Annotated in this window: 19 protein-coding genes and 1 tRNA gene; 17 read left to right on the top strand and 3 right to left on the bottom strand. The window is 56.9% G+C overall.

Going from position 1 to position 26,112, the window contains the following annotated elements:
• Position 1 precedes the first annotated feature (1 nt).
• The 5 genes from ACID345_RS01665 to ACID345_RS01645 are packed head-to-tail and all read left to right on the top strand — an operon-like array spanning position 2 to position 6,536.
• Positions 2 to 1,705, top strand: coding sequence for a sodium:solute symporter family protein (locus tag ACID345_RS01665; protein ID WP_011521131.1), 1,704 nt, complete (start codon positions 2 to 4; stop codon positions 1,703 to 1,705).
• An 8-nt stretch (positions 1,706 to 1,713) separates the two neighbouring features.
• Positions 1,714 to 1,929, top strand: coding sequence for a hypothetical protein (locus tag ACID345_RS01660; protein WP_011521130.1), 216 nt, complete (start codon positions 1,714 to 1,716; stop codon positions 1,927 to 1,929).
• A gap of 18 nt (positions 1,930 to 1,947) precedes the next feature.
• A complete protein-coding gene (locus tag ACID345_RS01655) occupies positions 1,948 to 3,537 on the top strand; it encodes a ribulokinase (protein WP_011521129.1) in 1,590 nt (529 codons plus the stop codon).
• A 35-nt stretch (positions 3,538 to 3,572) separates the two neighbouring features.
• A complete protein-coding gene (locus tag ACID345_RS01650) occupies positions 3,573 to 4,700 on the top strand; it encodes an aldose epimerase family protein (RefSeq protein WP_011521128.1) in 1,128 nt (375 codons plus the stop codon).
• 12 nt (positions 4,701 to 4,712) lie between these two features.
• Complete coding sequence (locus ACID345_RS01645; RefSeq protein WP_011521127.1) at positions 4,713 to 6,536, top strand: beta-L-arabinofuranosidase domain-containing protein; 1,824 nt, start codon at positions 4,713 to 4,715, stop codon at positions 6,534 to 6,536.
• A 146-nt stretch (positions 6,537 to 6,682) separates the two neighbouring features.
• Here the strand turns inward: ACID345_RS01645 and ACID345_RS01640 are convergent, their stop codons facing one another.
• The gene (locus tag ACID345_RS01640) at positions 6,683 to 8,545 is read right to left on the bottom strand and encodes a CRTAC1 family protein (protein ID WP_083763643.1); all 1,863 of its coding nucleotides are present in this window, start codon (positions 8,543 to 8,545) and stop codon (positions 6,683 to 6,685) included.
• A 381-nt stretch (positions 8,546 to 8,926) separates the two neighbouring features.
• Here ACID345_RS01640 and ACID345_RS01635 point away from each other — a divergent pair, with 381 nt between their 5' ends.
• The 6 genes from ACID345_RS01635 to ACID345_RS25005 all read left to right on the top strand — a co-directional run bounded on the left by ACID345_RS01635 (position 8,927) and on the right by ACID345_RS25005 (position 16,160).
• Positions 8,927 to 9,187: an SCO family protein gene (locus tag ACID345_RS01635; protein ID WP_041855334.1), complete on the top strand. Its 261-nt coding sequence runs from the start codon at positions 8,927 to 8,929 to the stop codon at positions 9,185 to 9,187.
• 54 nt (positions 9,188 to 9,241) lie between these two features.
• On the top strand, positions 9,242 to 10,393 hold the full coding sequence (locus ACID345_RS01630) for a cellulase family glycosylhydrolase (RefSeq protein ID WP_011521124.1): 1,152 nt from the start codon (positions 9,242 to 9,244) through the stop codon (positions 10,391 to 10,393).
• Positions 10,394 to 10,484: 91 nt separating this feature from the next.
• Positions 10,485 to 10,712: a hypothetical protein gene (locus tag ACID345_RS26520; RefSeq protein ID WP_228370719.1), complete on the top strand. Its 228-nt coding sequence runs from the start codon at positions 10,485 to 10,487 to the stop codon at positions 10,710 to 10,712.
• A 341-nt stretch (positions 10,713 to 11,053) separates the two neighbouring features.
• Complete coding sequence (locus ACID345_RS01620) at positions 11,054 to 14,431, top strand: TonB-dependent receptor (RefSeq protein WP_011521122.1); 3,378 nt, start codon at positions 11,054 to 11,056, stop codon at positions 14,429 to 14,431.
• Between the two features lie 340 nt (positions 14,432 to 14,771).
• Positions 14,772 to 15,143 carry a hypothetical protein gene (locus ACID345_RS01615; protein WP_041855333.1) on the top strand — a complete coding sequence of 124 codons (372 nt, stop codon included), beginning with the start codon at positions 14,772 to 14,774 and terminating at the stop codon, positions 15,141 to 15,143.
• 99 nt (positions 15,144 to 15,242) lie between these two features.
• A complete protein-coding gene (locus ACID345_RS25005) occupies positions 15,243 to 16,160 on the top strand; it encodes a phosphatase PAP2 family protein (RefSeq protein ID WP_011521120.1) in 918 nt (305 codons plus the stop codon).
• Positions 16,161 to 16,227: 67 nt separating this feature from the next.
• On the opposite strand, the gene ACID345_RS01605 is transcribed toward ACID345_RS25005, so the two are convergent.
• Entirely contained in the window at positions 16,228 to 17,226 is a 999-nt protein-coding gene (locus ACID345_RS01605) for a YncE family protein (RefSeq protein ID WP_011521119.1), read from the bottom strand.
• A gap of 11 nt (positions 17,227 to 17,237) precedes the next feature.
• Between ACID345_RS01605 and ACID345_RS01600 the strand changes: the two genes are divergently transcribed.
• The 5 genes from ACID345_RS01600 to ACID345_RS01580 are packed head-to-tail and all read left to right on the top strand — an operon-like array spanning position 17,238 to position 25,328.
• Entirely contained in the window at positions 17,238 to 18,065 is an 828-nt protein-coding gene (locus tag ACID345_RS01600) for a response regulator transcription factor (protein WP_228370718.1), read from the top strand.
• Complete coding sequence (locus ACID345_RS25000) at positions 18,062 to 19,516, top strand: sensor histidine kinase (RefSeq protein ID WP_011521117.1); 1,455 nt, start codon at positions 18,062 to 18,064, stop codon at positions 19,514 to 19,516. Before ACID345_RS01600 ends, ACID345_RS25000 begins: the two co-directional genes overlap by 4 nt.
• Positions 19,517 to 19,519: 3 nt before the next feature.
• Positions 19,520 to 20,896, top strand: a complete 1,377-nt coding sequence (locus ACID345_RS01590; protein WP_011521116.1) for a TolC family protein — start codon at positions 19,520 to 19,522, stop codon at positions 20,894 to 20,896.
• Positions 20,893 to 22,158 carry an efflux RND transporter periplasmic adaptor subunit gene (locus ACID345_RS01585; RefSeq protein ID WP_011521115.1) on the top strand — a complete coding sequence of 422 codons (1,266 nt, stop codon included), beginning with the start codon at positions 20,893 to 20,895 and terminating at the stop codon, positions 22,156 to 22,158. Before ACID345_RS01590 ends, ACID345_RS01585 begins: the two co-directional genes overlap by 4 nt.
• A complete protein-coding gene (locus ACID345_RS01580) occupies positions 22,158 to 25,328 on the top strand; it encodes an efflux RND transporter permease subunit (protein ID WP_011521114.1) in 3,171 nt (1,056 codons plus the stop codon). Before ACID345_RS01585 ends, ACID345_RS01580 begins: the two co-directional genes overlap by 1 nt.
• Before the next feature lie 179 nt (positions 25,329 to 25,507).
• Here ACID345_RS01580 and ACID345_RS01575 read toward each other — a convergent pair.
• A tRNA-Leu gene (locus ACID345_RS01575) sits at positions 25,508 to 25,594 on the bottom strand.
• A gap of 267 nt (positions 25,595 to 25,861) precedes the next feature.
• Between ACID345_RS01575 and ACID345_RS01570 the strand changes: the two genes are divergently transcribed.
• Positions 25,862 to 26,110 carry a hypothetical protein gene (locus ACID345_RS01570; RefSeq protein ID WP_011521113.1) on the top strand — a complete coding sequence of 83 codons (249 nt, stop codon included), beginning with the start codon at positions 25,862 to 25,864 and terminating at the stop codon, positions 26,108 to 26,110.
• Positions 26,111 to 26,112: the final 2 nt, after the last annotated feature.

Genomic DNA, 26,112 nt, shown 5'->3' with positions numbered 1-26,112 from the left:
CATGAGCCCACTCCTTGCGAGTTTCGTAGCGGACCGGTTGGTGAACCTCTCAAGCACCGACCTTGTCATCATCGTGTTCTACTTCGCCCTCGTCCTCGCCATTGGATGGCAGCTGAAGGGCCAAGCCAAGACCGGCGAAGACTTCTTCATGGCCGGACGCGAGATGACCGCGTGGATCGCCGGCCTTAGTTTCCTCTCCGCAAACCTCGGCTCTCTCGAACTGATGGGCTGGGCCGGGGCCGCCTACCAATACGGCATCCTCGCCGCCCACTGGTACTGGATCGGCGCCATTCCCGCCATGATCTTCCTTGGTCTTGTGATGATGCCGTTCTATTACATCTCCAAGACGCACTCGGTGCCGGGATACTTGAAGCTGCGCTTCGGTGAACCCAGTCGGGCACTGTCCGCCGTTTCGTTCGCGTTCATGACGGTGCTGATGAGTGGCATCAACATGTATTCGATGGCGCTGGTGATGAAGGTCGTTCTCGGCTGGGACATCAACGTCAGCATCATAGTTTCGTCCATCACGGTCGCCATCTACGTCACCCTCGGCGGCCTGCGTTCCGCCATCTTCAACGAAGTCTTGCAGTTCATTTTGATATGGGCAGGTGCGCTTCTCATCCCCATCATGGGCCTGATCGAAGCCGGCGGCTGGACGAACCTCAAGGCGCAAATCACGCGCAATGCCTCAGCGGAGTACACGCACCTCTGGTCCACGCTCGGGAAATTCAGCGACAACCCGATGGGCATCAATTGGATCGGCATCGTCTTCGGACTGGGCGCGATTATTTCGATGGGCTACTGGACGACGGATTTCCTGGTGGTGCAGCGCGTACTAGCCGCGAAGGACATGCGTTCGGCGAAGATGGCCCCGATCATTGGCGCCGCCTTCAAGATGTTGGTCCCCTTCATCGTCATTCTGCCCGGACTGCTCGCCCTCGCCGTCCTGCCCATGAAGCTTGTAGGCGAAAGCCAAGCTATTGCCACCCACGGACACAGCTACAACGAAGTTCTGCCCTTGATGCTCGCGCGCTACTGCGGCCCCGGCCTCCTCGGCCTCGGTATCACCGCGCTCATCGCTGGATTCATGTCCGGCATGGCGGGTAATGTCAGCGCTTTTACCACGGTGTGGACGTATGACATCTACCGCGCGATGATCAAAAAGGATGCGAGCGATGCCCATTACGTAAACATGGGACGTGCATCAACGATTGGCGGCGTAATCATCAGCATTCTCACTGCATACTTCGTGATGAAATTCGCCAGCATCATGGATTACGTGCAAGCGCTCTTCAGCTTCTTCATCGCTCCGCTTTTCGCAACCGTCGTTCTCGGCATGCTCTGGAAGAGGGCCACGAATGCAGGTGGCTTCTGGGGATTGCTTGCGGGTACCGTCTCGTCGGTCGGCATGTACGCCTGGGTGAAGCTCGATCCCTCGGCGCTGCGCTACGTCGCAATGTCACCCGACGCACAGGCGATGGCGGAGAACATGTATCGCGCCCTGTGGTCGTGTCTCATCTGCGCGCTGGTCACGGTGGTGGTGAGCTACGCCACGAAGCCGAGGCCCGACGCGGAACTGGTCGGGCTCGTGAAGTCAGTGACACCAATTCCAAGCGAAGGCGATGTGCCGATGTACATGCGTCCTGCGTTCTGGGCCTGCGTAGTCGCCGTCGGATTCATCATTCTTCAAATCATCTTCTGGTAGGAGAGACAATGACGACAGGCGGAATTTCAATCTGGTTTTGGATCGGCCTTTCTCTCCTCGGGAACGGCATTCTGATCGTGCAGGCCGGCGTGCGTGAAATGATTCATCCGCCCGCAAATCCTGTGGTGCTCTTCCAGTATCACGCGAATGTCTGGTGGGGTGCTGTGTTGCTTATCGTTGGCTTGTTTTACTGCATCCGTTTCTCGCCGCGCCGCACGAACTAGCGCTTTGGAAATCTCATCATGGCTATCGTCGCGGGAGTAGATTTCGGGACCTTGAGCGTGCGCGTCTCGCTCGTAGACAGCGAGCGCGGGATGCTCGCTTCCGCCGTTGCAGAATACCCGCTGCACCGTCGCTCCGACGATCCCGAATACGCTACCCAATCGCATGACGACCACATGCGATCGCTCGCCGAGGCTACGCGCGAAGCCGTGAACAAAGCTGGCGTCTCCGGCGACCAGGTCGAAGCGATTGCTCTCGACACCACTGGCTCCTCCGTCATTCCCGTGGGCAAAGATCTCACGCCGCTTGGCGAGTACTACCTCTGGTGCGATCACCGCTCCAAGGGAGAAGCTGCCGAAATCACGGAAGCCGCGCATCGCGAGCATCTAGCGGCCATCGATTGGTGCGGCGGCGTCTATTCCTCCGAGTGGGGCTTCTCCAAGCTGCTGCATTGGCTGCGCCACAATCCCGACAAGCGCGCCGAGTTCGTCACAGCTTTCGAACACTGCGACATGGTGGCCGCGACGCTGGCCGGAATCACTGATCCGAAGAAGGTGAAGCGCAGCGCCTGCGCGATGGGCCACAAGTGGCTCTGGAACCCCAAGCTCGGCGGGCTTCCCCCGGAAGAATTCCTCGTAAAGGTCGACCCGCTGCTCGCTGGAGTACGCGGAAAGCTCGAAGGCGAGTACACACAGTCCGATCACATCGCCGGACATCTCTGTCCGTATTGGGCGGAGCAACTTGGTCTCAAAGCCGGCATTCCGATTCCGGTCGGCGCGTTCGACGCGCACTGGGACGCCATCGGCGCCGGTTGTCGCACCGACGACATGGTCAACGTCATCGGCACTTCGACTTGCATCATCGGCATCACGCCGTCGGTGAACCTGGTTCCCGGCGTCTGCGGCGTGGTGGAAGGCAGCGTGCATCCCTCGCGCACCGGCATTGAAGCCGGGCTCTCCGCAGTGGGCGATATCTTCAATGCCATCGCCACTCGCGCGGGCACCGATGTCGCAACGCTGAGCCATGGACTCGACAAATATCGGGCCGGTCAAACCGGCTTGCTGCGACTTACCTGGGACAATGGCGATCGCACCGTACTGGTGAATCCGAATCTCCGCGGCATTACCCTAGGCTGGAACTTGCAGAGCACCGCGCAAGACGAACTCTTCGCTGCGATCGAAGGTACGGCCCTGCATACTCGCGTGATTCTCGATCGCATGGCGCAGAACGGTGTCGAGATCAAACGAGTGATCAACGCCGGTGGCATTCCGCAGAAGAACGCGGTCCTGAACCAGGTGTATGCGAACGTTCTCGGCAGGCCAGTGCTGGTTCCTTCGAAAAGCGTGACCAGCCTGGGTTCCGCGATTTTTGCTTTTCTGGCGGCCGGCACGTTCAAGACGGTGGAAGACGCGCAGGACAAAATCTGTCCGCCGCACAAAATGTTTGAGCCCCAACCATCCGAGCAGGCCGTGTATGACGAGCTCTACGCCTTATACAGCGAGTTGTACTTCGCTTTCGGAACGCCGGCCACAAGCGGTTTGGGCACAGTGTTGCCAAAATTGATCAAAGTTTCTGAGCACGCGCGCAAGTCGGCAGCCGTCACTTCCTGACCTTGCGCACGATTCCAGTTTCTAGAGGTGAGTGCATGCAGCGAATCCCAAAAGTTCTCGTGCTGACGCTCCTTGCTATTCTTACCGTCGGCATGGCGGAAGCGAAAACCAACGTGACTAAGCAAACATTCGGCAAAGTTCAGGACGGCACTGCCGTCGACCTCTACACCTTGAGCGACGGCCCGTACGAAGCCCGCATCATGACCTACGGCGGCGTGCTTGTTTCCTTCAAAGCGCCCGATAAAGCCGGCAAGACTGCCGACGTGATCCTCGGCTTCGACGATGCTGCCGGTTTCTATGACAACTTCAACGGCGCGCACAATGCATTTTTCGACGCCATCATCGGTCGCTACGCCAATCGCATTGGCAAAGGTGCATTCACTCTCGACGGGAAGAAATACGACCTGCCGAAGAACGATGGTCCGAACACGCTGCATGGTGGCCCGCACGGTTTTAACAACGTGGTGTGGCAAGGCAAGCAACTCCCGAACGGCGTGGAACTCACCTACGTGAGCAAAGACGGCGAGATGGGCTTCCCCGGGAACATGACCGCCACCGTGAAGTACACGCTCACCAAGGGCGATTTGCGGATCGAGTACTCGGCGACGACCGACAAGGCCACTGTCGTGAACCTGACCAATCACTCCTACTTCAACCTGGCGGGCGAAGGGTCAGGCGACATTCTGAAACATCAGCTCATGATCAACGCCTCGAAAATCACGCCCGTGGACGCGACTTTGATTCCGACTGGCGAGCTGACTTCAGTCGACGGCACGCCCTTCGACTTCCGCAAATCCACCGAGATCGGCGCACGCATCAACAACGACGATGAGCAACTCAAGCGCGGCCACGGCTACGATCACAACTGGGTGCTCGACTCAACAGGCGGTAAGCTTGCCGAGGCTGCAGAAGTGTACGAGCCAACTTCCGGCCGCGTGCTGAAAGTACTCACCGATCAGCCCGGCATCCAGTTCTACTCCGGCAACTTCCTCGATGGCGCCGTAAAAGGCAAAGGCGGCAAGCCCTACACCCATCGCTCGGGATTGTGCCTGGAGACGCAGCATTTCCCCGACACACCCAACCACGCGAACTTCCCGTCCGCCGAACTGAAGCCGGGACAGAAGTACCACACCGTCACGGTCTTCAGTTTCTCGACTCGCTAGGCGAGGTACAGCATGCTGGATCGTCGGGATTTTCTAAAGACTGCTGGAATTGCGGCAGCCGGCTCCTATGCGAGCCGGCTGTCCGCTGCCCAAGCAGGACCATCGCAAGCGCATCGGTTCACGACCTTCAACTACGGGGATGTTCAGCTACTCGATGGTCCGCTGAAGAAACAGTTTGACGAGAACCATGCGTTCTTTCTCAAGCTCGATGAAGACCGCCTGCTGAAAGTCTTCCGCCAGAAAGCCGGACTGCCCGCGCCCGGCGAGGACATGGGTGGCTGGTACGACCTCACGGGCTTCGATCTCGCCAAGGGCGACTTCCACGGCTTCGTTCCCGGGCACACCTTGGGCCAATATGTTTCGGCGTTGGCCCGATGCTATGCCGCCACAGGATCGGAAGAGACCAAGGCGAAGGTTCATCGACTGGTGAAGGGTTACGGCGCCACGCTCGACGACAAAGCTTCATTCTTCGCCGGCTATCGCCTACCGGCCTACACCTACGACAAGCTCTCGTGCGGGCTAATCGACGCGCACGAGTTCGCACACGATCCCGACGCGATGGCGATTCACGAAAAGCTGACGCGCGGCATGTTGCAATATCTTCCTGAAAAAGCATTGTCGCGAGCGGAGCAGCGGGCACGGCCCCACAAAGATGAGTCGTTCACGTGGGACGAGAGCTACACGCTGCCGGAGAATCTGTTCCTCGCCTATCGCCGGACGGGCAACAAGTTCTATCGCGAGCTCGGAACTCGTTTCCTGGAAGACGATACCTATTTCAATCCGCTCTCGGAGGGTATCAACGTGCTCGCGGGTGAGCACGCCTATAGCCACATGAATGCCTTCTGTTCGGCGATGCAGGCCTACCTCACGCTCGACAGCGAACGGCACCGCAAAGCGGCGCGGAATGGCTTTCGCATGGTCGCCGAACAAAGCTTTGCCACTGGCGGATGGGGACCGAGCGAGGCATTTGTAGAGTTCAACAAAGGCCAGCTTGGCGACAGCCTGGAAAAGTCGCACTCGAGCTTCGAGACTCCTTGCGGCGCGTACGCACATTTCAAACTGACACGATATCTTCTCCAAACCGACGGCGACTCCACTTACGGCGACAGCATGGAGCGCGTGATGTACAACACTGTGCTCGGCGCCAAACCGATCCAGCCGGACGGAACTAGCTTCTATTATTCGGATTACGCTACCGTTGGCAAAAAGGTCTATCACAACGACAAGTGGCCGTGCTGCTCAGGCACGCTTCCGCAAGTCGCAGCGGATTACCACATCAGCATCTATCTCAAAGCGACAGACGGCGTTTGTGTAAATCTATTTGTTCCTTCGACGCTCATCTGGAAGGCCAGCGATGGGAGTTGCAAGCTCACGCAGGAGACGAAGTACCCGTTCGAGACTTCCGTCGCAATGCGATTCGCTACCACGCAGCCTGTCGAACAAACTCTGTACATCAGGATTCCGGCGTGGGTCACCAGCGAACCTGCACTTCGCGTGAATGGCCAACGCACAGACGTTGCGGCGAAACCGGGAGCATTCGCGGCAATCCGGCGTACTTGGAAGGACGGCGATCGCATTGATCTCGACCTGCCTATGGGCTTCGAGTTGCAACCCGTCGATGGGCAACACGAGAAACTCGTAGCCCTTGTTCACGGCCCCTTAGTGTTGTTCGCAATCGGCGATTCGCGGCCGCGTTTTCATCGCTCCGACCTGCTCGACGCCAAGCCATCCGCCAACAACGACTGGAGCGTTCGCGCCGCCGGTGGCAAGCAAGTTGTTTTTAGATCGTTCCTAAAGATTCAGGATGAGAGTTACAGCACGTACGTTGAGATCTAGTGCTTGTCGTTCATGATTTGCAGACCCACGCGCTGCTTTTCAGCTTCCGCATGCAAAAAGACGGATGTCGTAATCCGGCACAGATACAGAACAAAATGGGGAAACGGTATCTCAGATTTGAGCGCCCTTTTCGGGCATAACTGCGTTTACGGTTTCGCGTTGCCCTGCGTCTGCGGCACCGGCGTTTTCCCCTCTTCGAGGGTGTAGTACCTATCTGCCGGCAACGACGAGGTGAGCTTTTGGATGACGCCACTCGGCCAATGGATTTCCACTGCATCCGCGGTTGCTGATTCGCCCAATCCGAAGTGGACCCGTTGGTCGTTGGACGACGCGAAACTCCCGCCGCTCAACACATCGTCCCTCCGGCGTATTACGCCCGCAGTCACATACACGGCTGCGCCCACGGCATCGCGCGGGCTCTTGGGGCCGCCGACGAGTTTGAAGGCGATCCAGTGGTTTTTGTCGGCACTCACGTTGCGCAACACCGCGGGTGGCCCCGCGAGTTGATTGATCACCGCATCGATCTTGCCGTCGTTGAAGAGATCGCCGTATGCCAGACCGCGCCCTGCATAAACACTCGCCAGCGCCGATCCGGTAACCGCCGGCATCAGTTCGAATTTGCCTTTCACGTTATGCATCAATAGCGGACGTTGCTTGAAGGTCGTACCCCAATCGCTCTTGTCTACTTCGGGATACACATGCCCGTTCGCAACCAGCAAATCTTTCCAGCCATCGTTGTCGAAATCGAGAAACACGGTGCCCCATCCGAGGAATGGAATAGTCCACTCCGCGATTCCCATCGAGTAGCTGACTTCGGTAAAGTTCCCATCGCCATCATTGCGATACAGCGGGTTGTAATCGTCCGAGAACACCGTGTTGTAGAGGTCCAGCAGCCCGTTATTGCGATAGTCCCCCACCGCAATCCCCATGGATGCAGTCTCGTGTCCGTCCTCATTCAGCGCATATCCCGACGCATAGCTGGCATCCTCAAAGGTCCCATTGTTCTTGTTGATGTAGAGATAGTTCGGCGTCGAGTCGTCAGCCACGGCGAGGTCCACGCGGCCATCGTTATTGAGATCGACGAACACCGAAGCGAGTCCGTAGTACCCGTTCTTATCGCTGACGCCGGCCTTCTCGCTCACGTCCGTGAACGTACCGTCGCCATTGTTATGGAAGAGGTGGTCCTGCTCGCCCTTCAGTCCGCGCGGACCGCACATCACCTTGATGCCGCGGAATTCGCAAGTCGAAAATGCAACCACATCCGAGCCGGGTACTGGCGGGTGCGCAATGTCGTACTGCACATATCCCGGAACGAATAGATCCAGCTTTCCATCGCCATCGTAGTCGCCAAACGTGGGCCCAGTGGACCACCCGCCTAGCGCGACGCCCGCTTTCTCCGCAACGTCGGTAAACGTCCCATCATGATTGTTGTGGTACAGGCGATTCTTACCGAAATTCGTCACGTACACGTCGGGCCAGCCGTCGTTGTCGTAGTCGCCCACTGCAACGCCGAAGCCCCAGCGATTGTTGGTCACGCCCGCCTGCTTGGCTACATCCGTGAACGTTCCGTCGTGATTGTTGTGAAATAGCGCTGCATGCGGCGAGTCCGCCTTACCGTTCAAAGCATCGTAGGTCGAGCCGTTCACAACGTAAATGTCCAACCAACCGTCGTTGTCGTAATCGAGCAGAGCGACGCCCGATCCGACCGTCTCCAAAATGAATTGTTTTTTCTCCGAACCCATCACGTGGTTCCAGGCGGCAAGCCCGGCTTGAGCAGTGATGTCCTGAAACACCACAGGCCCGGTGTCCACGAATCCGCCGGCTGTAATCGGCCGCTTCTGGTTGTCGAGAACTGCCGCGTGAGTACCGGAGGTAGAAACGCCCATGCCTTGGCCGGCATTGGGCTCCTGGCCCGCGGAAACGTGCGGATTCAGCAGGCTCAAAGCCGCAGCCAGGAAAAACGAAAAGCAGCGATCGCGGCTCGATCGCGAGAGGATCCCCAGGGACATTCCCGCTAATATACACGGCTTCCAGCGCCTCTTGGTGCCCGCTTCGGGCAAACGATTACTCGAAAAACTGTTATATTTTGGCGGCACGCGGTCTCTCCGCGATGCGCGGTGGTTCCGTGCAATTTGCCTGGCTCAGAATTCGTTGGTGGGGAAGCGTTTTACTCGGCTCAATCCTGACCTTGCCGGTACAAGTCATCCCCCAGCAGCCGCCATCGAAAGAAGTTGGAATCCGCATCATCGTCGTCGACACCGATCCCCAGGCCGAGTCCATTCTTCAGCGCCTGCAGAAGGGCGAAGACTTCGCAGCCCCCTCGCAAAGCAGCTCTCTACCGACATCACCACCGATGGCGGCTACTGGGTCAGATCGTCAGCGGCGATCTCGTGCTGCTCAATATCGTCATCGACACCGGCCACGACCAACCGGAGACCCTCGCGAGCTATGCGCCAAAATGGAACGCTGACCCGAAAGGCTGGCATGTTCTCTCCGGCTCCCTCGATCAAGTGCAGAAGGTCTGCCACTATTTCGACATGAACTATTACCCGGACGAAGGTCTCTACATCCATTCCTTCCATACCGCGATACTCGATCGCAAAGGCAAACTGGTAGCAAATCTCGAAGGCAACGAATTCACGGCGCAATAACTCGGCGATCTCGTCGAGAACGTGCTTCACCAGCGTTGATTCCTCGGAGGCAAAGTGCGTTCACATCGAAAGCAGCAACTCATCGGTCTTCTCCTCCTCCTCGTCTCTTTCACTGCGGTCGCACAAACCCCGCGCTGGACGGAAGAAAAAGCCGCGCAGTGGTACAAGCAGCAGCCCTGGCTCGTCGGCAGCAACTTCATTCCCACCGACGCGATCAACGAACTCGAGATGTGGCAGGCCGACACTTTCAACCCGCAGGAGATCGACCGCGAGCTCGGATGGGCCGAAGGCCTCGGCATGAACACCATGCGGGTCTTCCTGCACGATCTTCTCTGGCAGCAGGATGCCGCCGGCTTCACCAAGCGCCTCGATCAATTTCTCGGCATCTGCGCCAAACACCACATCCGCCCCATGCTTGTGATCTTCGACTCCGTATGGGACCCAAATCCCAAGCTCGGTCCGCAGCATCCGCCCGTTCCCGGCGTGCACAACTCTGGATGGATGCAGAGCCCCGGCCGCAAAGGACTCGAAGATCCCGCGGAGTATCCGCGGCTGAAGGCATACGTGCAGGGCGTGGTCGGCAAATTCGCCAACGATCAACGCATCCTCGCCTGGGATGTTTGGAATGAGCCCGACAACGACAACAAGCCTGCCTACGAGCGCGTCGAGCTGCCGTACAAAGCCGACTACGTCAATAAACTCCTGCCTCAAGTTTTCGAATGGGCGCGTGAGATGCATCCCATCCAACCACTCACCAGTGGCGTGTGGCGCGGCGACTATTCATCTCTGGATAAGGCCATTCCAACCGCGAAAATCCAGCTGGAACAGTCCGACATCATCACCTTCCACAGCTACGACTGGCCGGAAACTTTCGAAGAGCGTATCAACTGGCTCCGCGCCTACAACCGGCCCATCATCTGCACCGAATATATGGCTCGTCCCGCAGGCAGCACCTTCGACACAGTCTTACCCGTCGCACTCAAAGAGCACGTCGGCGCCATCAACTGGGGATTGGTTGTCGGAAAAACGCAGACCAATTTGCCGTGGGATTCTTGGAAGCGTCCTTACGTTCTGGAGCCGCCGGTCGCGTGGTTCCACGAAGTCTTCTACGCCGATGGTCGTCCCTACCGCGCTCGCGAAGCCGAAATCATCCGCAATTTAACATCGCAGGCCAACGGGAACTCTGGAGATTCAGGAACAAACTGATGCGTCCCCTTCGGCTGCGCTGGCCTTGCTTGATGTTCTGAGTTTCGCGATTGGCAGGCCTGCGCAGCCGCCGAAAAACCCGAAGATTCTCGTGAACCCACTGCTCCCGGTCGGTCCCGATCCATGGGTCACATTCCACGACGCCTACTCCCCCGGTCACAACTCATTCTTCCAAACTGATAACGGCAAACAGGATTGGATCCTCTACCACGCCAACTCCGGCCCCACCAAGGTTGCGCCAATCAGCGATCTCCGCGCGCGCAGCCCTTCACCTGGAATCCCGACGGCACACCCAACTTCGGCGCACCCGCCGGCATAAAAACGCACTTCCGCTGGCCATCCGGCGAACAGCTCGTTGAACGAGTTATTGACCCCGAAACATCGGCTGGTCGCGAGCATCGCGGCGTTCGTCACTCGAAAATGTATCGATATGCAAAGTTTCTTGACATTGTGAGTATCCCCTTGTAACACTTCGGTGCCACAAGGGGAAAACCATGATTAAGCCAATCATCTCGAATTGCGGAGGGACCTTCTGTCTCCAGCAATCGGTTGCCCTTGTTGGCGTTGGCAAGCTTGAAGCCGGGCTTTAACTCCGGTTTTCGCATTCTCCCGTATTCCCCTACCTTTCAAACCGGCACTACCACTCCTCAGAGGCGAATCATGAAACGTCTGAAGTCTGTTCTCCTGATCGCAATTGTCATCCTATGCAGCGGGTTCGCCGCGGCCCAAGGCTATCTCAGTACCATCAACGGCACAGTGGCCGACAAAAGCGGTGCTGTCATTCCGAACGCCAAGGTCACCGTCACGAACATCGCCAAGGGCCTCAGCCACACCTATACAACCAGTCAGACTGGAACCTACACGGCCCCCAGCCTCGAACCCGGCGACTACACCGTGACCGCGGAAGCCCAGGGATTCGGAACCTTATCCAAAGAAAGTCTCCATCTCGAAGTTGCGCACGATCTTCGGATTGACTTTCAACTCTTGCCCGGCGTCGCAAAAGAAACGGTGGCGGTGGAGGAAGTAGCGCCTCTGATCAACACTTCCAACGCCGTTTTGGAAAGCACGTTCACCAACGAGCAAATCAATCAACTGCCGCTGCAGGGTCGCGACTTCCAGAACCTGGTCGTGTTGAACCCTGGCGTGCAGCGTCGCCCGGGCGGCGGATTCCTCTCGATTTCTTCGAATGGCAACCGCGTTGAAGACAACAACTTCATCGTCGACGGCATTGACGACAACGACGCCTACTACGGCACGACCGTGATCAACGCCGAGGGCGTCGAAGGCACGCCGGCAACGCACCTGCCGATCGACGCGATCCAGGAGTTCAACGTTCAATCCAGTCCTGAAGCCGAGTACGGCTGGAAACCCGGCGCCATCGTGAACATCGGCATCAAGTCCGGCACCAACGCGCTCCACGGTACTGCGTACTACTTCCATCGCAACAGCGCGCTGGATGCCCGGAACTATTTCAATCCCGGCGATCAACCCGTTTCCGCCCTTCGACTGCACCAGTTCGGCGGATCCATCGGCGGACCGATCAAGAAGGACAAGCTGTTCTTCTTTGCGAACTACGAAGGCGTTCGCGACGTGGTGGGAAATCCACTTGAGTTGAACACGCCTGTTACCGTTCCGTACGGTGACCCCTCCATAAGCATTCCAGACGCGGTTGCCGCCTGCACGGCGGACGGAAGTTGCAATGACCTCAGCTCCAGTTTGCTGAAGTACTTCCCCACGAACCCCGGCACGGCAAATCCGGCCGATCCGACGCTCCAGACGTTCGACTTCAACAATACCAACCGCGAAGACAACGGCATTGTGAAGGTTGACTACCAGATCAACGAGCACAACAACGCCAGTTTCAGGTATTTCATCGGCGACAGTTTGCAGGTGGAAGAAGCGCACAACGTGCTGCAACCTCAGTGGCTGGACCAGGCGCAGACACGCGCCCAGGTCATCGGAGCCAGCTATAACTGGATGCCCAAAAACAACGTCGTCACGCAGTGGCGGTTCGGATTCAATCGCTTCTCACAGCAAATCTTCACGGTCGATCACACCGTTAATCCCACCGAGTATGGAATCAATTCTGGTGTAACCGATCCGCTCGATTTCGGGTTCCCGGAAATTGCGATCAGTGGATTCAACCGGCTTGGAGGCTCTTCAAATTGGCCGCTCTTTACTACCCCCAACTTGACCTACCAAATCACGGAAAACACCACGTGGAGCCACGGTAACCATTCTTTTAAGTTCGGTGGCGAATTTCGCACTGGCAGTACCGACAACCTTCGCGATCTCGATGGCAAGGGCTACGTAGCCTTCCGCGGCCTCGAACGATTCACCACCGGCGACTATCGCTACGGCTACATCAAAGCGGGAGACACCCACCGCGTCGTGAGTCAGAAGTCATTTGGCTTCTATGTGCAGGATGACTGGCGCATCAAGCCTCGCTTCACTGTCACCGGCGGTCTGCGTTACGACGTCAGCCTTCCGATTACCGAACAGAACGACCTCCTGGCCAATTTCGATCCTGCCGTTGGAATCCAGCAGGTTGGCAAGCAGATCGACAAGCCCTACAACACCGACTGGAACAACTTTGCTCCGCGCATCGGCTTCGCTTGGGACCTCTTTGGTACCGGCAAAACCGTACTCCGCGCCGGTAGCGGCATCATCTACGAGATCCCACACATCTCTCTGTTCGTTTCGCAGAACTCTGCATCCGCACTCGGACTGGCGAATATTCCTTCCGGCGCGAACGGCATCTCCGTTCCTGGCGGCAACATCACTACCGCGGATTTAAAAGTGAGTGACCTCAACTGGTCGTCTGCTGGCCCCATCTTCGGCGACATTCCTTCTACGAAACTCACCTGCGACAGCGATACACCGTGCTCCATCCTCGGCGTGGACAAGAACATCAAGACGCCGTACTCGTTGAGCTGGAACCTGAACCTGGAACAGCAACTCACCCGCAATATGGCGTTGCAGGTCGCCTACGTCGGCAATCACGGCGTGAAGTTGTACAGCATTCGCAACATCAACCAGAACCAGTGGTACTACGACTGGGTTGCCAACGGTATGGGCGATCCCTACGAAGACACCGACGGCTATTCCGGACGTCCATTCGCCAACCCGACCCTCTGCGGCACTCACTGCTTCCCCTACCTGGCCGAAGTTGAGATGCTGCAGAACAAGGACAGTTCGATCTATCACAGCCTGCAGGTAACGTTGCGGCAGCACAGCTACAAAGGCATCGACTTCGTGGCTGGCTATACATGGGCGCACGCCATTGACCAGTACGGCAGCAACCGCTCGTACGATTGGGAAGACCCGAACAACGGCCTTCTTGAGCGCGGCGACGCCAGTTCCGACATCCGGAATCGCTTCACCCTTGCCTTCACCTACCAGACGCCTAAACTTCCCCGCTATGACAAAGCATTCGGCGGCTGGACTTTCAACACTATCCTCAACTTCGAAGGCGGGCGTCCCATCGATCTCTATGACGGCGACAGCGCGTTCAGCGGAGCTTACACCGGCAATGATCGGTGGAGTATTTATGGGGATCCGTCGAATTTGAAGTGGGGCTTCAATGGGCTTCCGTTCATCCCCGTTGGAACTCCTCAGTGGGCGAAGACGTGTGGACCGTATGCACCTGGTCTGCTTCCCGGAATCGATCCTGGCACCGACTATCCGACGACGTCGGATTACGCGGGCGGATGCTACGCGGAGAATGGCACCGTGCTGGTTCCGGCACAGTGGGGACAGTTCGGCAATATGCACCGGAACATGTTCCGCGGACCGGGCTACTCGGATGTTGATATGTCGCTCGCCAAAACCTTCAAGTTGACTGAACGCTTCAGCCTGCAAGTTCGCGGCGAGTTCTTCAACATCCTCAACCATCCGAACTTCGCCGGACTCGGAGCGAACCTCGAAACGGGTGCAGTCGGAATTCCGGCTTACACACCCGATGTCGCGGAATCGAATCCAGTCGTTGGTTCCGGTGGAAGCCGCCACATTCAGGTTGGTGCAAAGATCGTCTTCTAGCGCAATCGAACCTCCGAGCCCCGGCACCCACCGGGGCTTTTTTCATGCGTTGCTTTCACGAGGAGTTACAGACTAAATAGAAATGCCTTCGGACGGAGCAGAAACAAAAAGCTGGAGCCAAACGAACTTAATCGCTGAACCGTTCTATTTACTGTGCTCACAGCACGATTGCCACGTTTCGCTTTTGCCTTCAGATAACTTTCAGGTATGACGCGGATAATCGTCGCGATAGGAGGTCACCGTGCGCTTCCGAGTATCCGTACTAGTGTTAACACTCTCGTGTTTGGTTGTAGGTGCGGCTGTTGCTGAACCTGGAGAACGAAAGGTTCAGCGAAAAGATTTGCCGGTCGCCGTTCAAAAGACCGTTGACGAACAAAGCCGCGGTGCGGTCCTCAAAGGGTTTTCGGAGGAAAGCGAGAACGGACACACATACTACGAAGCCGAAATGACCTTCCACGGCCGCAGTAAGGACGTTCTGATTGACGGCGATGGTGCGGTCGTCGAAGTGGAAGAACAGGTGGACTTCGAATCGCTGGATCTCCCGGTACAAGAAGGTCTGATCAAGAAAGCGGGAACCGGAAAGATCGGAAAGGTCGAGTCGCTTACCAAACACGGCCATCTCGTTGCGTATGAGGCGAAAGTCGTCACCAACGGGAAACGATCAGAGATTCAGGTCGGTCCAAACGGCAACCCGCTAGATCACGAAGAGTAGGCGCTGGAAGGCGTCACCCAATCAGCGGGACAACCCTCATCTCACATTGTCGGCTAAATACAAGTCCACTTCTATCTGCCTCGTAGTTCCGGTGCCACCATGAACTCTCCAGTCCGATTCCTTCTCAGTCTCCAGCCACGCAATCTACAGCCGAATGGCGTCCCGAAGGTGGTCTTGATTCTGTTGATGGCCATCTTCGGCATCGTCCACATCTCCGCGCAAGAAGCAGTAACCAGCTCTGACGCGAATGTCGAGGCGCGGTTGCCGGATGCGCCGTCGGCTTCAAAACCAAGCTCTTCCGCTGCGTTTGGAGAGACCGTAGGGAGGGCAGCGAAGACCGTGGCGCAGGACGAAGTACGAATCATCGGCGCTCCATTTCAGAAGAAAGCACTCGTATTGGACGCCATCGCCCTGGGCGCGACCGGTGCCTTGATCGCAACTGATGAAACCGTGGCCCAGCAGGTTCCGGTTTCTTGGCACCAGAGTGGACTTCACATTTCGGATGGGTGCACGTACGGCACAGCCGCCGTAGCAGGCGGGATCTTAATAACCGGCTTAGCGACGCATGACGAACATGCTCAGCGCACTGGATTGCTGTCCGCCGAGGCTACCGTGGACACTCTTTTGCTCACTGGCGCGATGAAACTCGTCTTCTCGCGCGAGCGGCCGTATACGAATAACAGCGAGGGAAATTTCTTCGCAGGCAACTTCAGCAGTGGCTCGTTTCCGTCGGGGCATTCGGCGGTCGCCTGGACACTCGCCACCGTCGTCGCCAAAGAGTATCCGAAGACGCCTGTCCAATTAGCGATGTACGGATTAGCGGCGACGGTGTCGCTAACGAGAGTTACTGCGGGGGAGCATTTTCCTTCAGACGTGGTGGTTGGTTCGACAGTGGGATACCTGATCGGTGTTTTTGTGACCAACAAGGACAAACACGCGTATCAAGGGCCTGCCCACACAAAGAGTCGAATCAGGCAAGTTCCCAATGCCGTTATCGAGCACGTCTCGTTTCGCTAGACTCTCAGGGTTGATTTCCGATGACGCACGGTGCCGACATCGTGCGCCATCGGAAAGATAGTCAAGGCTACTTCGCCGGGCCAAGCACGATCAGTTTGAAGCTTCCAGGCTTCACTGTTCCACGCCGTTCGCCGGGGGCGGGCGGGTTGAATTCGGCCGCGACCGTGAACACCTTGTGTGTCTTAGGATCCAGAGTCATGGTACGAGCACTCTTCTGGGTGGGTACGTTTTCAATAACATCCCATTTGTCTGCTTTTTTCCCAACTACGGTAAGCGTACCTTCCCCATTCGAGGCGAACGCGTAACCGGTGCCTGGATCGAATCCAGCGGCATCCGTGCCATCACCGGTTTTGACAGTCGCGAGAACCTTGCCGGAGGCGGCATCAATGACGAGCATCTTCGAGTTGCCGCAGACAGTGAATAGCGTGTTGTTCTTACGGTCGACGGCAAGCCCTGAGGGCTCTTCGCAGTCGGGGAGCTTCCAACGTGCAACTGCCTTCCACGTGCTGGAATCAACGGTGGCAATCTCGCCGGTATCCTCGACGTTCACGTAAACCTTGCCGGGCATTGCGACGGCGAATTCCAATTTCCCACCGAGGGGCACCGTCGCGTCTACCTTTTTGGTATCTGGATTGATTGCCATGATGTCTTTGCTGCGCCCGTTCATCACGATCACGTGCTTGGAGTACGGGTCGTAGATGATTGCATCGGGATTCTCGCCAGCCTTGATCTCCTGAATAGGTTTGAGTTCTTTGAGATCAAATACGGTTACCGTTCCCGCGCGGCCATTACTGCTGAACCCAAGGCCCTTGTCGGTAACAATCGCCACGCCATGTGCGCCGTTTGCGGGAAATTCTCCGAGTTTCTGGCCGTCGGGACTGACAACAAGAATCGACGTACCATGAGCGACAAAGAGGCGATCGCTTGACTCGTCGTAGGTCAGATAGTCCCACCCTGTATCGCCCGGAAGGGAGTATGTAGCCAGTTGTTTGTAAACGTTTTGGCCGAATGAGAGTGTGCTCAAGAGGGCGGCAGCGGCTAACGCTCGCCACATGGGAATCAGCATAATTCTCCTTTATGGTGCACCAGGCTGAATCGTACGCCCTGAAAGATGAAAGGAAACTGAAGGCAACTGGTGTTTTCTTTCGGTCAGACGGGATTTTCAGAGGATTTTCAGAGATAGATCGCCATGATAATAACGACAGCATGCGCATACTGGTCGCTGAAGACGAAAAACGGTTACTGGAGTTGCTGCGCAATGGCCTCGCAGAAGAGGGCCATAGTGTCATCACATCTATGAACGGCGTGGACGCGCTAGATATCGCGATGTCGGGAGAGTTCGACGCATTGCTTCTTGATGTGATGCTGCCCGGCATGGATGGCTTTGAGGTCGCCCGTCGCCTACGTCATAAAGGGAGACAAGTACCAATCCTCATGCTCACGGCCCGCGATGCTGAGAGCGACATCATTCGCGGACTGGACAACGGTGCAGACGACTACGTCACCAAACCATTTTCGTTTTCCGAATTGCTTGCCCGCCTGAGAGCCGTGACGCGACGGACAGGACCGCATCGCTCGTCGACTCTCGTCTGTGAAGATCTCACGCTCGATAGCGCCTCTCATGAAGTCTTTCGCGGCGATCGGCCAATTCATCTCACGCGAACCGAATTTCTCCTTCTCCAAAAACTGATGCAAAACGCCGGCCGTCCTGTGTCAAGACAATCGCTAATCGGAAACGTCTGGGGCTACGATCGGGCGATTGAGAACAATACGCTCGACGCATTTATCCGGTTGTTACGACAGAAAGTGGACACTCAGGGCCATCCGAAGCTCATTCAAACGGTGCGCGGCTTTGGCTACTCCGCACGAAAACTGAGCGGCGACGACCAGGAGTTTGAGTCATGAAACAACTCCCCATCCGGATCCGGCTAACACTTTGGTACGCCGGCATTTTCACCCTGGCTCTTGTGGCCTTCGGCTCTTCGGTGTGGGTCCTGGTGAGAGAGCGCCTGAATGACGAGGTGCAGGACCAATTGGAGCTGCGGGTTGCGGGAGTGCAACGCTTCATGGCCGCGCAGAGCTCTGGAGCAACGCTGGAAGACATGCGCCGGGCATTGGAAGAGGAATACGAAACAGAAGACCATGCCGTGTGGCTGCAAGTCCTCGACCAGGATGGTAACTGGATGTTTCGGGCGCGTGGCATGGCAGACACCTTTCCATCCCCCAGTCTGCCTCGAGAGCTATCGCCGAAAGGCCGCATTTCAACAGGCCGGGATGGTCGTTTTCACGTGCTCATGCTGCAAAAGGCAGTTTCGGTTCAAGATCGCTTGTATACGATCGAGGCAGGAGCATCGACTAACGGAATTCATCACACTCTCGAACAGCTCCGAAATGTGTTCCTGTTCCTCGTCCCATGTTTCGTTCTAATCGCTGCCGTCGGCAGCTACTACTTTTCGCGACGCGCGCTGCGTTCTGTTGATGAGATCACAGCGATGGCCCGCTCGATCCACGAGCGGAACCTCAACCAGCGTCTACCTCCTCTGCAAACCAACGACGAACTGCAGCGCCTATCAGACACTCTCAACGAGATGCTGTCGCGAATCGAGGCCGCGTTCACTCGAACGCGGCAATTCACGGCAGACGCATCGCATGAACTCCGAACCCCACTTAGCCTCATTCGCACGGAGGCCGAATTGGCGTTGCGCAAGACCCGCACTGAAGAGGAGTATCGCAATGCCCTTGGACATGTCCTCGCGGAATCGGAACGGACAACTGAGTTGATCGAAAGTCTGCTGACCCTGGCACGTACCGATTCAGGAGCAGAAATCATTCAGTTAGTGCCTTTGCAAACAAATACGTTCCTGAGGCACTGCACTGAGGAGTGGGCGCAAGTAATGGGAGAGGCGCGACTCCGCCTGGAGGTTGCGCTTCCGAGTGAAGAGACATGGGTGTCGGCTGATGAACGACTATTGCGGCGGCTGATGGTCGTGTTACTTGACAATGCGAGGAAATACACTCCGGAATCTGGATACGTCCGCGTGTTCGCGGAGCTGACCGATCGCGAAGTGACGGTTGGAGTGCAAGACAACGGTTGCGGTATCCAAGCCGAGCACCTTCCACGCATCTTCGATCGCTTTTATCGCGTCGACAAAGCAAGAAGTCGCGGAGAGGGCGGAGCAGGCCTGGGCCTCTCCCTCGCGAAATGGATTGCAGGACAACATAAAACGGAGATACACGTCGAGAGCACTCCGGGAGCGGGGTCTACCTTCTCTTTTCGGCTGGCACGGGTTGCGAATAACACAGCGAACTCGGCTTCGCCATCGCTCGACATAGAAAATTCTCGAGTAATTGGCTAACCCATGTTCAAACTGAATTCCCAACTCATTACCGGGCTTACGCTAGCCTTGTGTGCATTGGTCGAGGCGAGTGCCCAGACGAATCCCGCGCAGTCCCCAATGCCGACGCAGAGCACGGACCCACCGACCATCACTTTGCAGGATGCAATAGCCTTAGCTCAGAAAAGTGAGCCAGGCTATGCCACGGCGGTGGCCGACCACGTGGTAGCGGCTGCCGATCGCACAATCGCAAGGTCTGCGCTCCTGCCGCAAGTGCAATACAACAACCAGATGATTTACACACAACCGGCTCGCCTCGCGCACTCAAGCGAAATCCCTCCGGGTGCCGGACAGCTTCCCAGGTTCATTGCAAATAATGCAGTCCACGAATACGTGAGCCAGGGCCTTGTGAGCGAGACGATTGGACTGAGTGGGATAGCAGCTTACGAGAAGAGTAATGCTGCTGCCGCCCTCGCAGCGGCCAAACTCGAAGTTGCCCGGCGTGGGCTGGTGGTAACGGTGGTTCGCCGTTATTACGACGCCTTAGCCGCCGACCGCAAACTCATTGTGGCAGCGGACGCCGCAAAGGAGGGCAACCGCTTCTACGAATTGACGACAAAGTTGGAACAGGGCCGTGAAGTAGCGCACGCGGACGTGGTCAAGGCCCACATTGAGCAGCAGCAGCGGCAGCGTGAACTCGCGGATGTTAAGGCGGAAGCTGAGAGAGCGCGACTGGAGTTGGGAGTCCTCCTCTTTCCGGATCCCCGCTCGCCGTATTTATTGGAGCAGAAACTGAACAATGTACCTGCTTTACCTGATCGCGCGGAATTTCAGGCACAGGCCGAAAAGAACAATGTTGATCTGCGTGCGGCCATGGCTTCACTCCGTGTTGCGGAGCACGATGTGACCGCCGCGAAGGCAGGATTTCTACCAGATTTGTCCGTCGAGTATGGCTATGGCATCGACGCCGAGCAGTTTGCGGTCAACAGTCCGGACGGCTTCCGTAACCTCGGCTACGCGATCTCCGGCACGGTCAAAATTCCCGTATGGGATTGGTTTGCGACGCCGGCACGGGTGAAACAGAGCAAGATCCGGAGGACACAAGCGCACGTGGAACTCACGGCCGCCCAGAGGCAGTTGATTGCGGATATCGAGGAGTCGTACACCGAGGCTCAAACCGCTCACGCATCTCTGGATTCGTTGGAGCAAAGCTCGAACGATACTGCCGAGAGTCTCCGCCTCACCGATCTGCGGTATCGTGCCGGAGAATCGACGGTGCTTGAGGTTGTGGATGCCGAAAACACTTTTGTTCAAGCCCAGAACGCACACGTGGATGGAGCCGTGCGATACGCCGTCGCTTTATCCAATCTTCAAACGCTGACGGGGAGCCTACCGCAATGAAGACCCTGTTGCTGTTCGCGACTACGTCGCTATTTTTGCTGGCCGGCTGCAGCAAGCAAGAGAAGGCGCCTACCCCCGAAGTTGAAGTACAGGCCGAGGCTGTCGCAGCCCATGAGATCACCTTGCACGTTCAGGGCGACGCCGTACTATTCGCGTTACAGCAGGCCGCGATCACTCCGAAGGTAAGTGCACCAGTGCGGAAGTTCTTCGTACAGCGTGGTGCGAGAGTGCATCGTGGACAACTGCTGGCCCGCCTGGAATCGCGCGATGTAAGCGCCGCGGCGGAGGATGCGCGTGGAGGCTTTCAACAGGCGGAGTCGTCGTACAAGACAGCTACCCAAGCCGCGGTGCCTGAGGAATACCAAAAGGCTGAACTCGACTACGAACAGGCCAAAACAAACCTCGACGTTCAGCAGAAGATATTCGATGCACGACAGAAGCTCTTCCAGGAAGGGGCGATTCCCGGCCGCGACCTCGATACAGCGCGCCTGAACCTCGTCCAGGCGCAGAGCCAATTCAACGAGGCCTCCAAGCACCTGGAATCTGCTAAGGCAGTTACTCGTGAACAGTCAATGCGGAACGCCGAAGGCCAACTACAGTCAGCGCGCGGAAAGCTGCAAGTGGCCGAAGCCTCAGTCAGCTACACCGAGATTCGCAGTCCGATTGATGGCGTGGTCACGGATCGTCCTTTCTTCGACGGTGAAATGACGACACCCGGGACGCCGCTGATCACGGTGATGGAAACTTCGTCGCTGCTTGCCAAAGCGCATCTACCTCAGGCGGAAGCGCAACAGCTGAAACCTGGTGATGACGCGACGGTGACGGTGCAGGGACTTGAAAAACCAGTTCCAGGAAAAGTGACGATGGTTAGCCCCGCGCTCGATCCTGGAAGCACAACTGTGGAAGTTTGGGTGAAGGTCGAGAACAAAGAGGGTGCACTGAAGCCGGGAACGGCGGCTCGCGTCGCGATTGCGGCGCGAACCTTGAAGGACGCTCTGACCATTCCGAGTTCGGCCGTTCTAAAGGACGACTCAGGCAAAGCGTTCGTAATGGTGGTTGAGAATGCGATGGCTCGCAAACGCGATGTCCAGATCGGTATAACCGATGGCGACGACGTTCAGATCGTCGAAGGGTTGAAAGCGGGCGAGCAGGTCATTACCACGGGTTCATTCGGTCTCGACGATAAGACTAAAGTCAAAGTCGTCGCGGCCGAGAAGGCATCCGATAGCGCAGATGATAAGAAGTCAGAGGGCAAAGATTAATGCCCGGCTTCTTCGAGAACCTGCGCGAGCGCTGGAATCGCTCGACTGCTCCGTCGCAACAAAACGCCGAAGCATCTCCAACTGCGAAACAAGAAGAGAACCATATCTGGATTTCGCGAAATCTCTCGACGATCCTGTTCGTAACGATCGTTCTCTGTGTCGCCGGGATCTATTCGACGTTTTCAGTGCCGATATCGGTTTTCCCGGAGACGGACTTCCCGCGTGTTGTGATCGGCGTCGACAACGGTGTTATGCCCGTTGAGCAGATGCAAGTCACTATTACAAAACCGATCGAAGACGCGGTGAACAGCGTTCCGGGTCTGCAAACCGTGCGCTCAACAACCAGCCGCGGCCAGGCTGAAGTCAGCCTCTTCTTCGATTGGAATGAAGACATGTTCCACACTTTGCAGCTAGTGGACGCCGCACTGGGCAAGGTGCAACAGGAGTTGCCGCCGACAGCACGACTCACCACGAACCGGCTGACGTTCGCCACTTTCCCAATTCTCGGATACAGCCTGACGTCGAACACAGTCTCTCAAGAGCGCCTGTGGGAGATCGCAACCTACGATCTCAAGCCGCCCCTGAATCGGCTGCCCGGCGTTAGCACCGTGGTCGTACAGGGCGGAGATGTCCCTGAGTTCCATATTGTGCCGGATCCCGCAAAATTGATCTCGACCGGCGTGACGATTACGGATCTTTCCGATGCAGTGAAAAAGAGCAACGTCATTGATTCGCCGGGTTTGTACGAAGCAAACCATCAGTTGGTACTCGGGCTCGTCGGCGGGCAGGTCCACGACGCAGCGGGACTGGCAGCCGTTGCGGTCAAGATAACGACCGCTGGAGTCCCGGTACACATCGGCGACGTCGCCTCTGTGCAGCAAGCCGCCCAGCCGAAGTACACCATCGTTACAGCGAATGGAAAGTCGGCAGTACTGATCAATATCGCGCGCCAGCCATCGAGCAATACTGTAGCGGTCGCCGACGAAGTCGCGGCTGAGATGGCGGTCTTGAAGCGGAACCTGCCGCGCGGGGTAGATGTACAACCGTTCTACGACCAATCCTCACTGGTGCGCGAAGCTATTAAAAGCGTACGGGATGCCATTGTGATCGGCCTCGTTCTGGCCACGATCATCATCGTTCTCTTCCTTCGAGATTGGCGCTCTTCGCTCGTCGCGGGACTCGTAATCCCGGTGACCTTGCTCGTCACAATCCTCTTCTTACGGTTCACCGGGCAGAGCTTCAACCTCATGACCCTCGGAGGACTTGCGGCTGCAATCGGACTGGTGATTGACGATGCAATCGTCGTCGTAGAGAACATCGTGCTGCATCGCGATTCCGGGCAGGGGCGCATTGAAGCGGTCCGGAGCGCGATCCGTGAGATCACAGTGCCGTTAATCGGATCCACAATCACGCCCATCGTGGTCTTCCTGCCTCTGATCGGTGTTACGGGCGTGACCGGTTCTTTCTTCCGTGCGCTAGCACTGACGATGACGGTTTCCCTGCTCACGTCCCTTGCACTCGCTCTCACCTGGACACCGAGCCTAAGTCTGATCATCCTGCGCGCCCGTCCGCAGCGAAAAGATGTGAGTTCGGATGAAGATCCACATGGTCACGGACCTTGGATGGGAAAAGTCATTGCGTGGCATCGGAGAGCGCTCGAGCTTGCACTGCGCTTCCCGGCCCGACTACTGCTGATCTGCGGCGGGATGGTCTTGCTCGGGATCATTGGATACGCAAAGCTCGGAACCGACCAGCTTCCTGAGATGGACGAAGGTGGCTTCATTCTCGATTACACCATGCCAGCCGGTTCCTCGTTATCGGAGACCGACCGTGTTTTGCGCCACGTTGAAGAAATCCTGAAAGCGGCTCCAGAAGTGGAAAGCACCTCTCGCCGTACGGGTTTGCAGATGGGATTGGCCGCGGTGACGGAAGCCAATTACGGCGATTTCACCGTGAAGCTGAAAGACAAGAGAAGCCGAGGGATTGACGAAATCATGGCGGACATCCGGGAGGAGATTCTCAAGACCGAGCCGGAACTCGATGTCGAGTTCACCCAGGTTTTGCAGGACATGATTAATGACCTGGCGAATGCTCCCGAACCCATCTACATCAAAGTATTCAATCCGGATCCGGCTATCTTGTCGCAAGTTGCCCCCAGGATCGCAGACACCATCAAGGCCGTGCCGGGAGTCGTTGATGTCTTGAACGGAGTGGACAATACGATCAGCGGCCCGGCCACAAATTTCCAGGTCAATCCCGCGGCTGCAGCAAGAATGGGTTTCACTGCTGAAGAAGTGTCAACGGACGCCGCTGCGATCATCGAAGGCGTAAATACGGAGACGCCGATCATCCAGAATGCGAGACCTTACGCAGTACGAATACGCTATGCGGCGGAACACCGCGCCAACTTCGATGCCATAACGAACACAATCATCAACAGCTCAACGGGCAAGATCGCGACTCTCGGTTCGGTCGCCACCGTACAGCAGTTACCGCCCCAGAACGAAATCCGCCGGGAGAACCTGCAGCGAGAGGTGAACGTCACTGCGAAGCTGGAAGGGTCCGATCTCGGTGGAGCGATCAAGCGGGTACAGACCGCCGTTGCGGGACTTCACTTGCCTCCGAATATTCGCTTGCAGTACGGGGGAACCTACGAAGAACAACAGAAATCGTTTCGAGAGCTTTTCCAGGTACTGCTTCTCTCTCTGGCATTAGTGTTCGCAGTTCTCTTAACGGAGTTCCGCGATTTCTGGGCACCCACTGCAATCTTGATGTCCTCGGCTTTGTCGGTGATAGGAGTTATCGTTGCGCTACTCATAACCGGAACCACATTTAACGTGTCCTCGTTTATGGGGCTCATTATGGTGATCGGAATCGTAGCCAAGAATGGCATTCTTCTGATCGATGCCGATCAGCGCTTTCGACGGGAAGGAATGTCTCCCTACGACGCAATGGTGAATGCAAGCAAACGTCGCTTGCGTCCGATTGCGATGACGGCGCTCGCTGCGACTACTGGCATGCTGCCCTTGGCTTTCGCTCTGGGCGCCGGATCGCAGATGCTGCAGCCGCTCGCCATCGCCGTGATCGGCGGAATTACGATTTCTCTTTTTCTCTCCCTCATTGTTACGCCAACAATGTACTTCCTGCTCACACGGCATAAAGCCCACTAAAGGTAAAGATCGCTTTACGCAAAACCAAAGAGAGATAGGGCCTCCAAGAAAACCGAAATGGACGGGCGAAATGAAACTCGTACCACACAACCAATCCACTTTTCGAGGAAGTTCTCTCGCGCTTGATGGACAGCAAAATGGCCCATGCAAGTTATCGATTGCAAAGGCCATTCAATCTCTGGTGCCGAAGAAGGGACTCGAACCCCCACACCGTTGCCGGTACATGGACCTGAACCATGCGCGTCTGCCAATTCCGCCACTTCGGCACTTCTAGGTGAACCTGCGCGGTGCAACCCGTGTCCGGGGACCCGTACTATCCGCAGGTCGGAGGCGACGTACTCCCCTATTCTACAGGCTGCGGCCTGAGTGTCAAACCACGGCACCGCAAGCACTTCTCCGCCGCCGCCGCCAACAAATCCTGAGCTGCGCACAACGAAATGTTGCAAATCATCGTCATATCAAACTGACTTTTGCACATCAGGGCGAATACCAGCCCCAACGGCCTCGAAGTATTACACTGAATGGGAGAGGAAATGTCTTCGCAACCTGCCCAGCCATCTATGACAGAGAAAGCGATTCAAGGCGAAACCATCGCGCAAATGCGCACCCTGGCACACGATCTTAGCAATTCCATTGAAACCGTAATGCAGGCTTCGTACCTGCTCGCCCAGGCCACGTTAGACGACACCAATAAACGCTGGGTCGAGTTGATCGACAAGGCCTCGCGCGACGCCGCTCGCATCAACCGCGAGATCAGGGACATTCTCCGCGCTCATAGTTAAAG

It is taken from the genome of Candidatus Koribacter versatilis Ellin345 (genome assembly GCF_000014005.1).
Taxonomy (GTDB): domain Bacteria; phylum Acidobacteriota; class Terriglobia; order Terriglobales; family Acidobacteriaceae; genus Korobacter; species Korobacter versatilis_A.
This window is presented reverse-complemented; position numbering and strand designations above follow the sequence as displayed.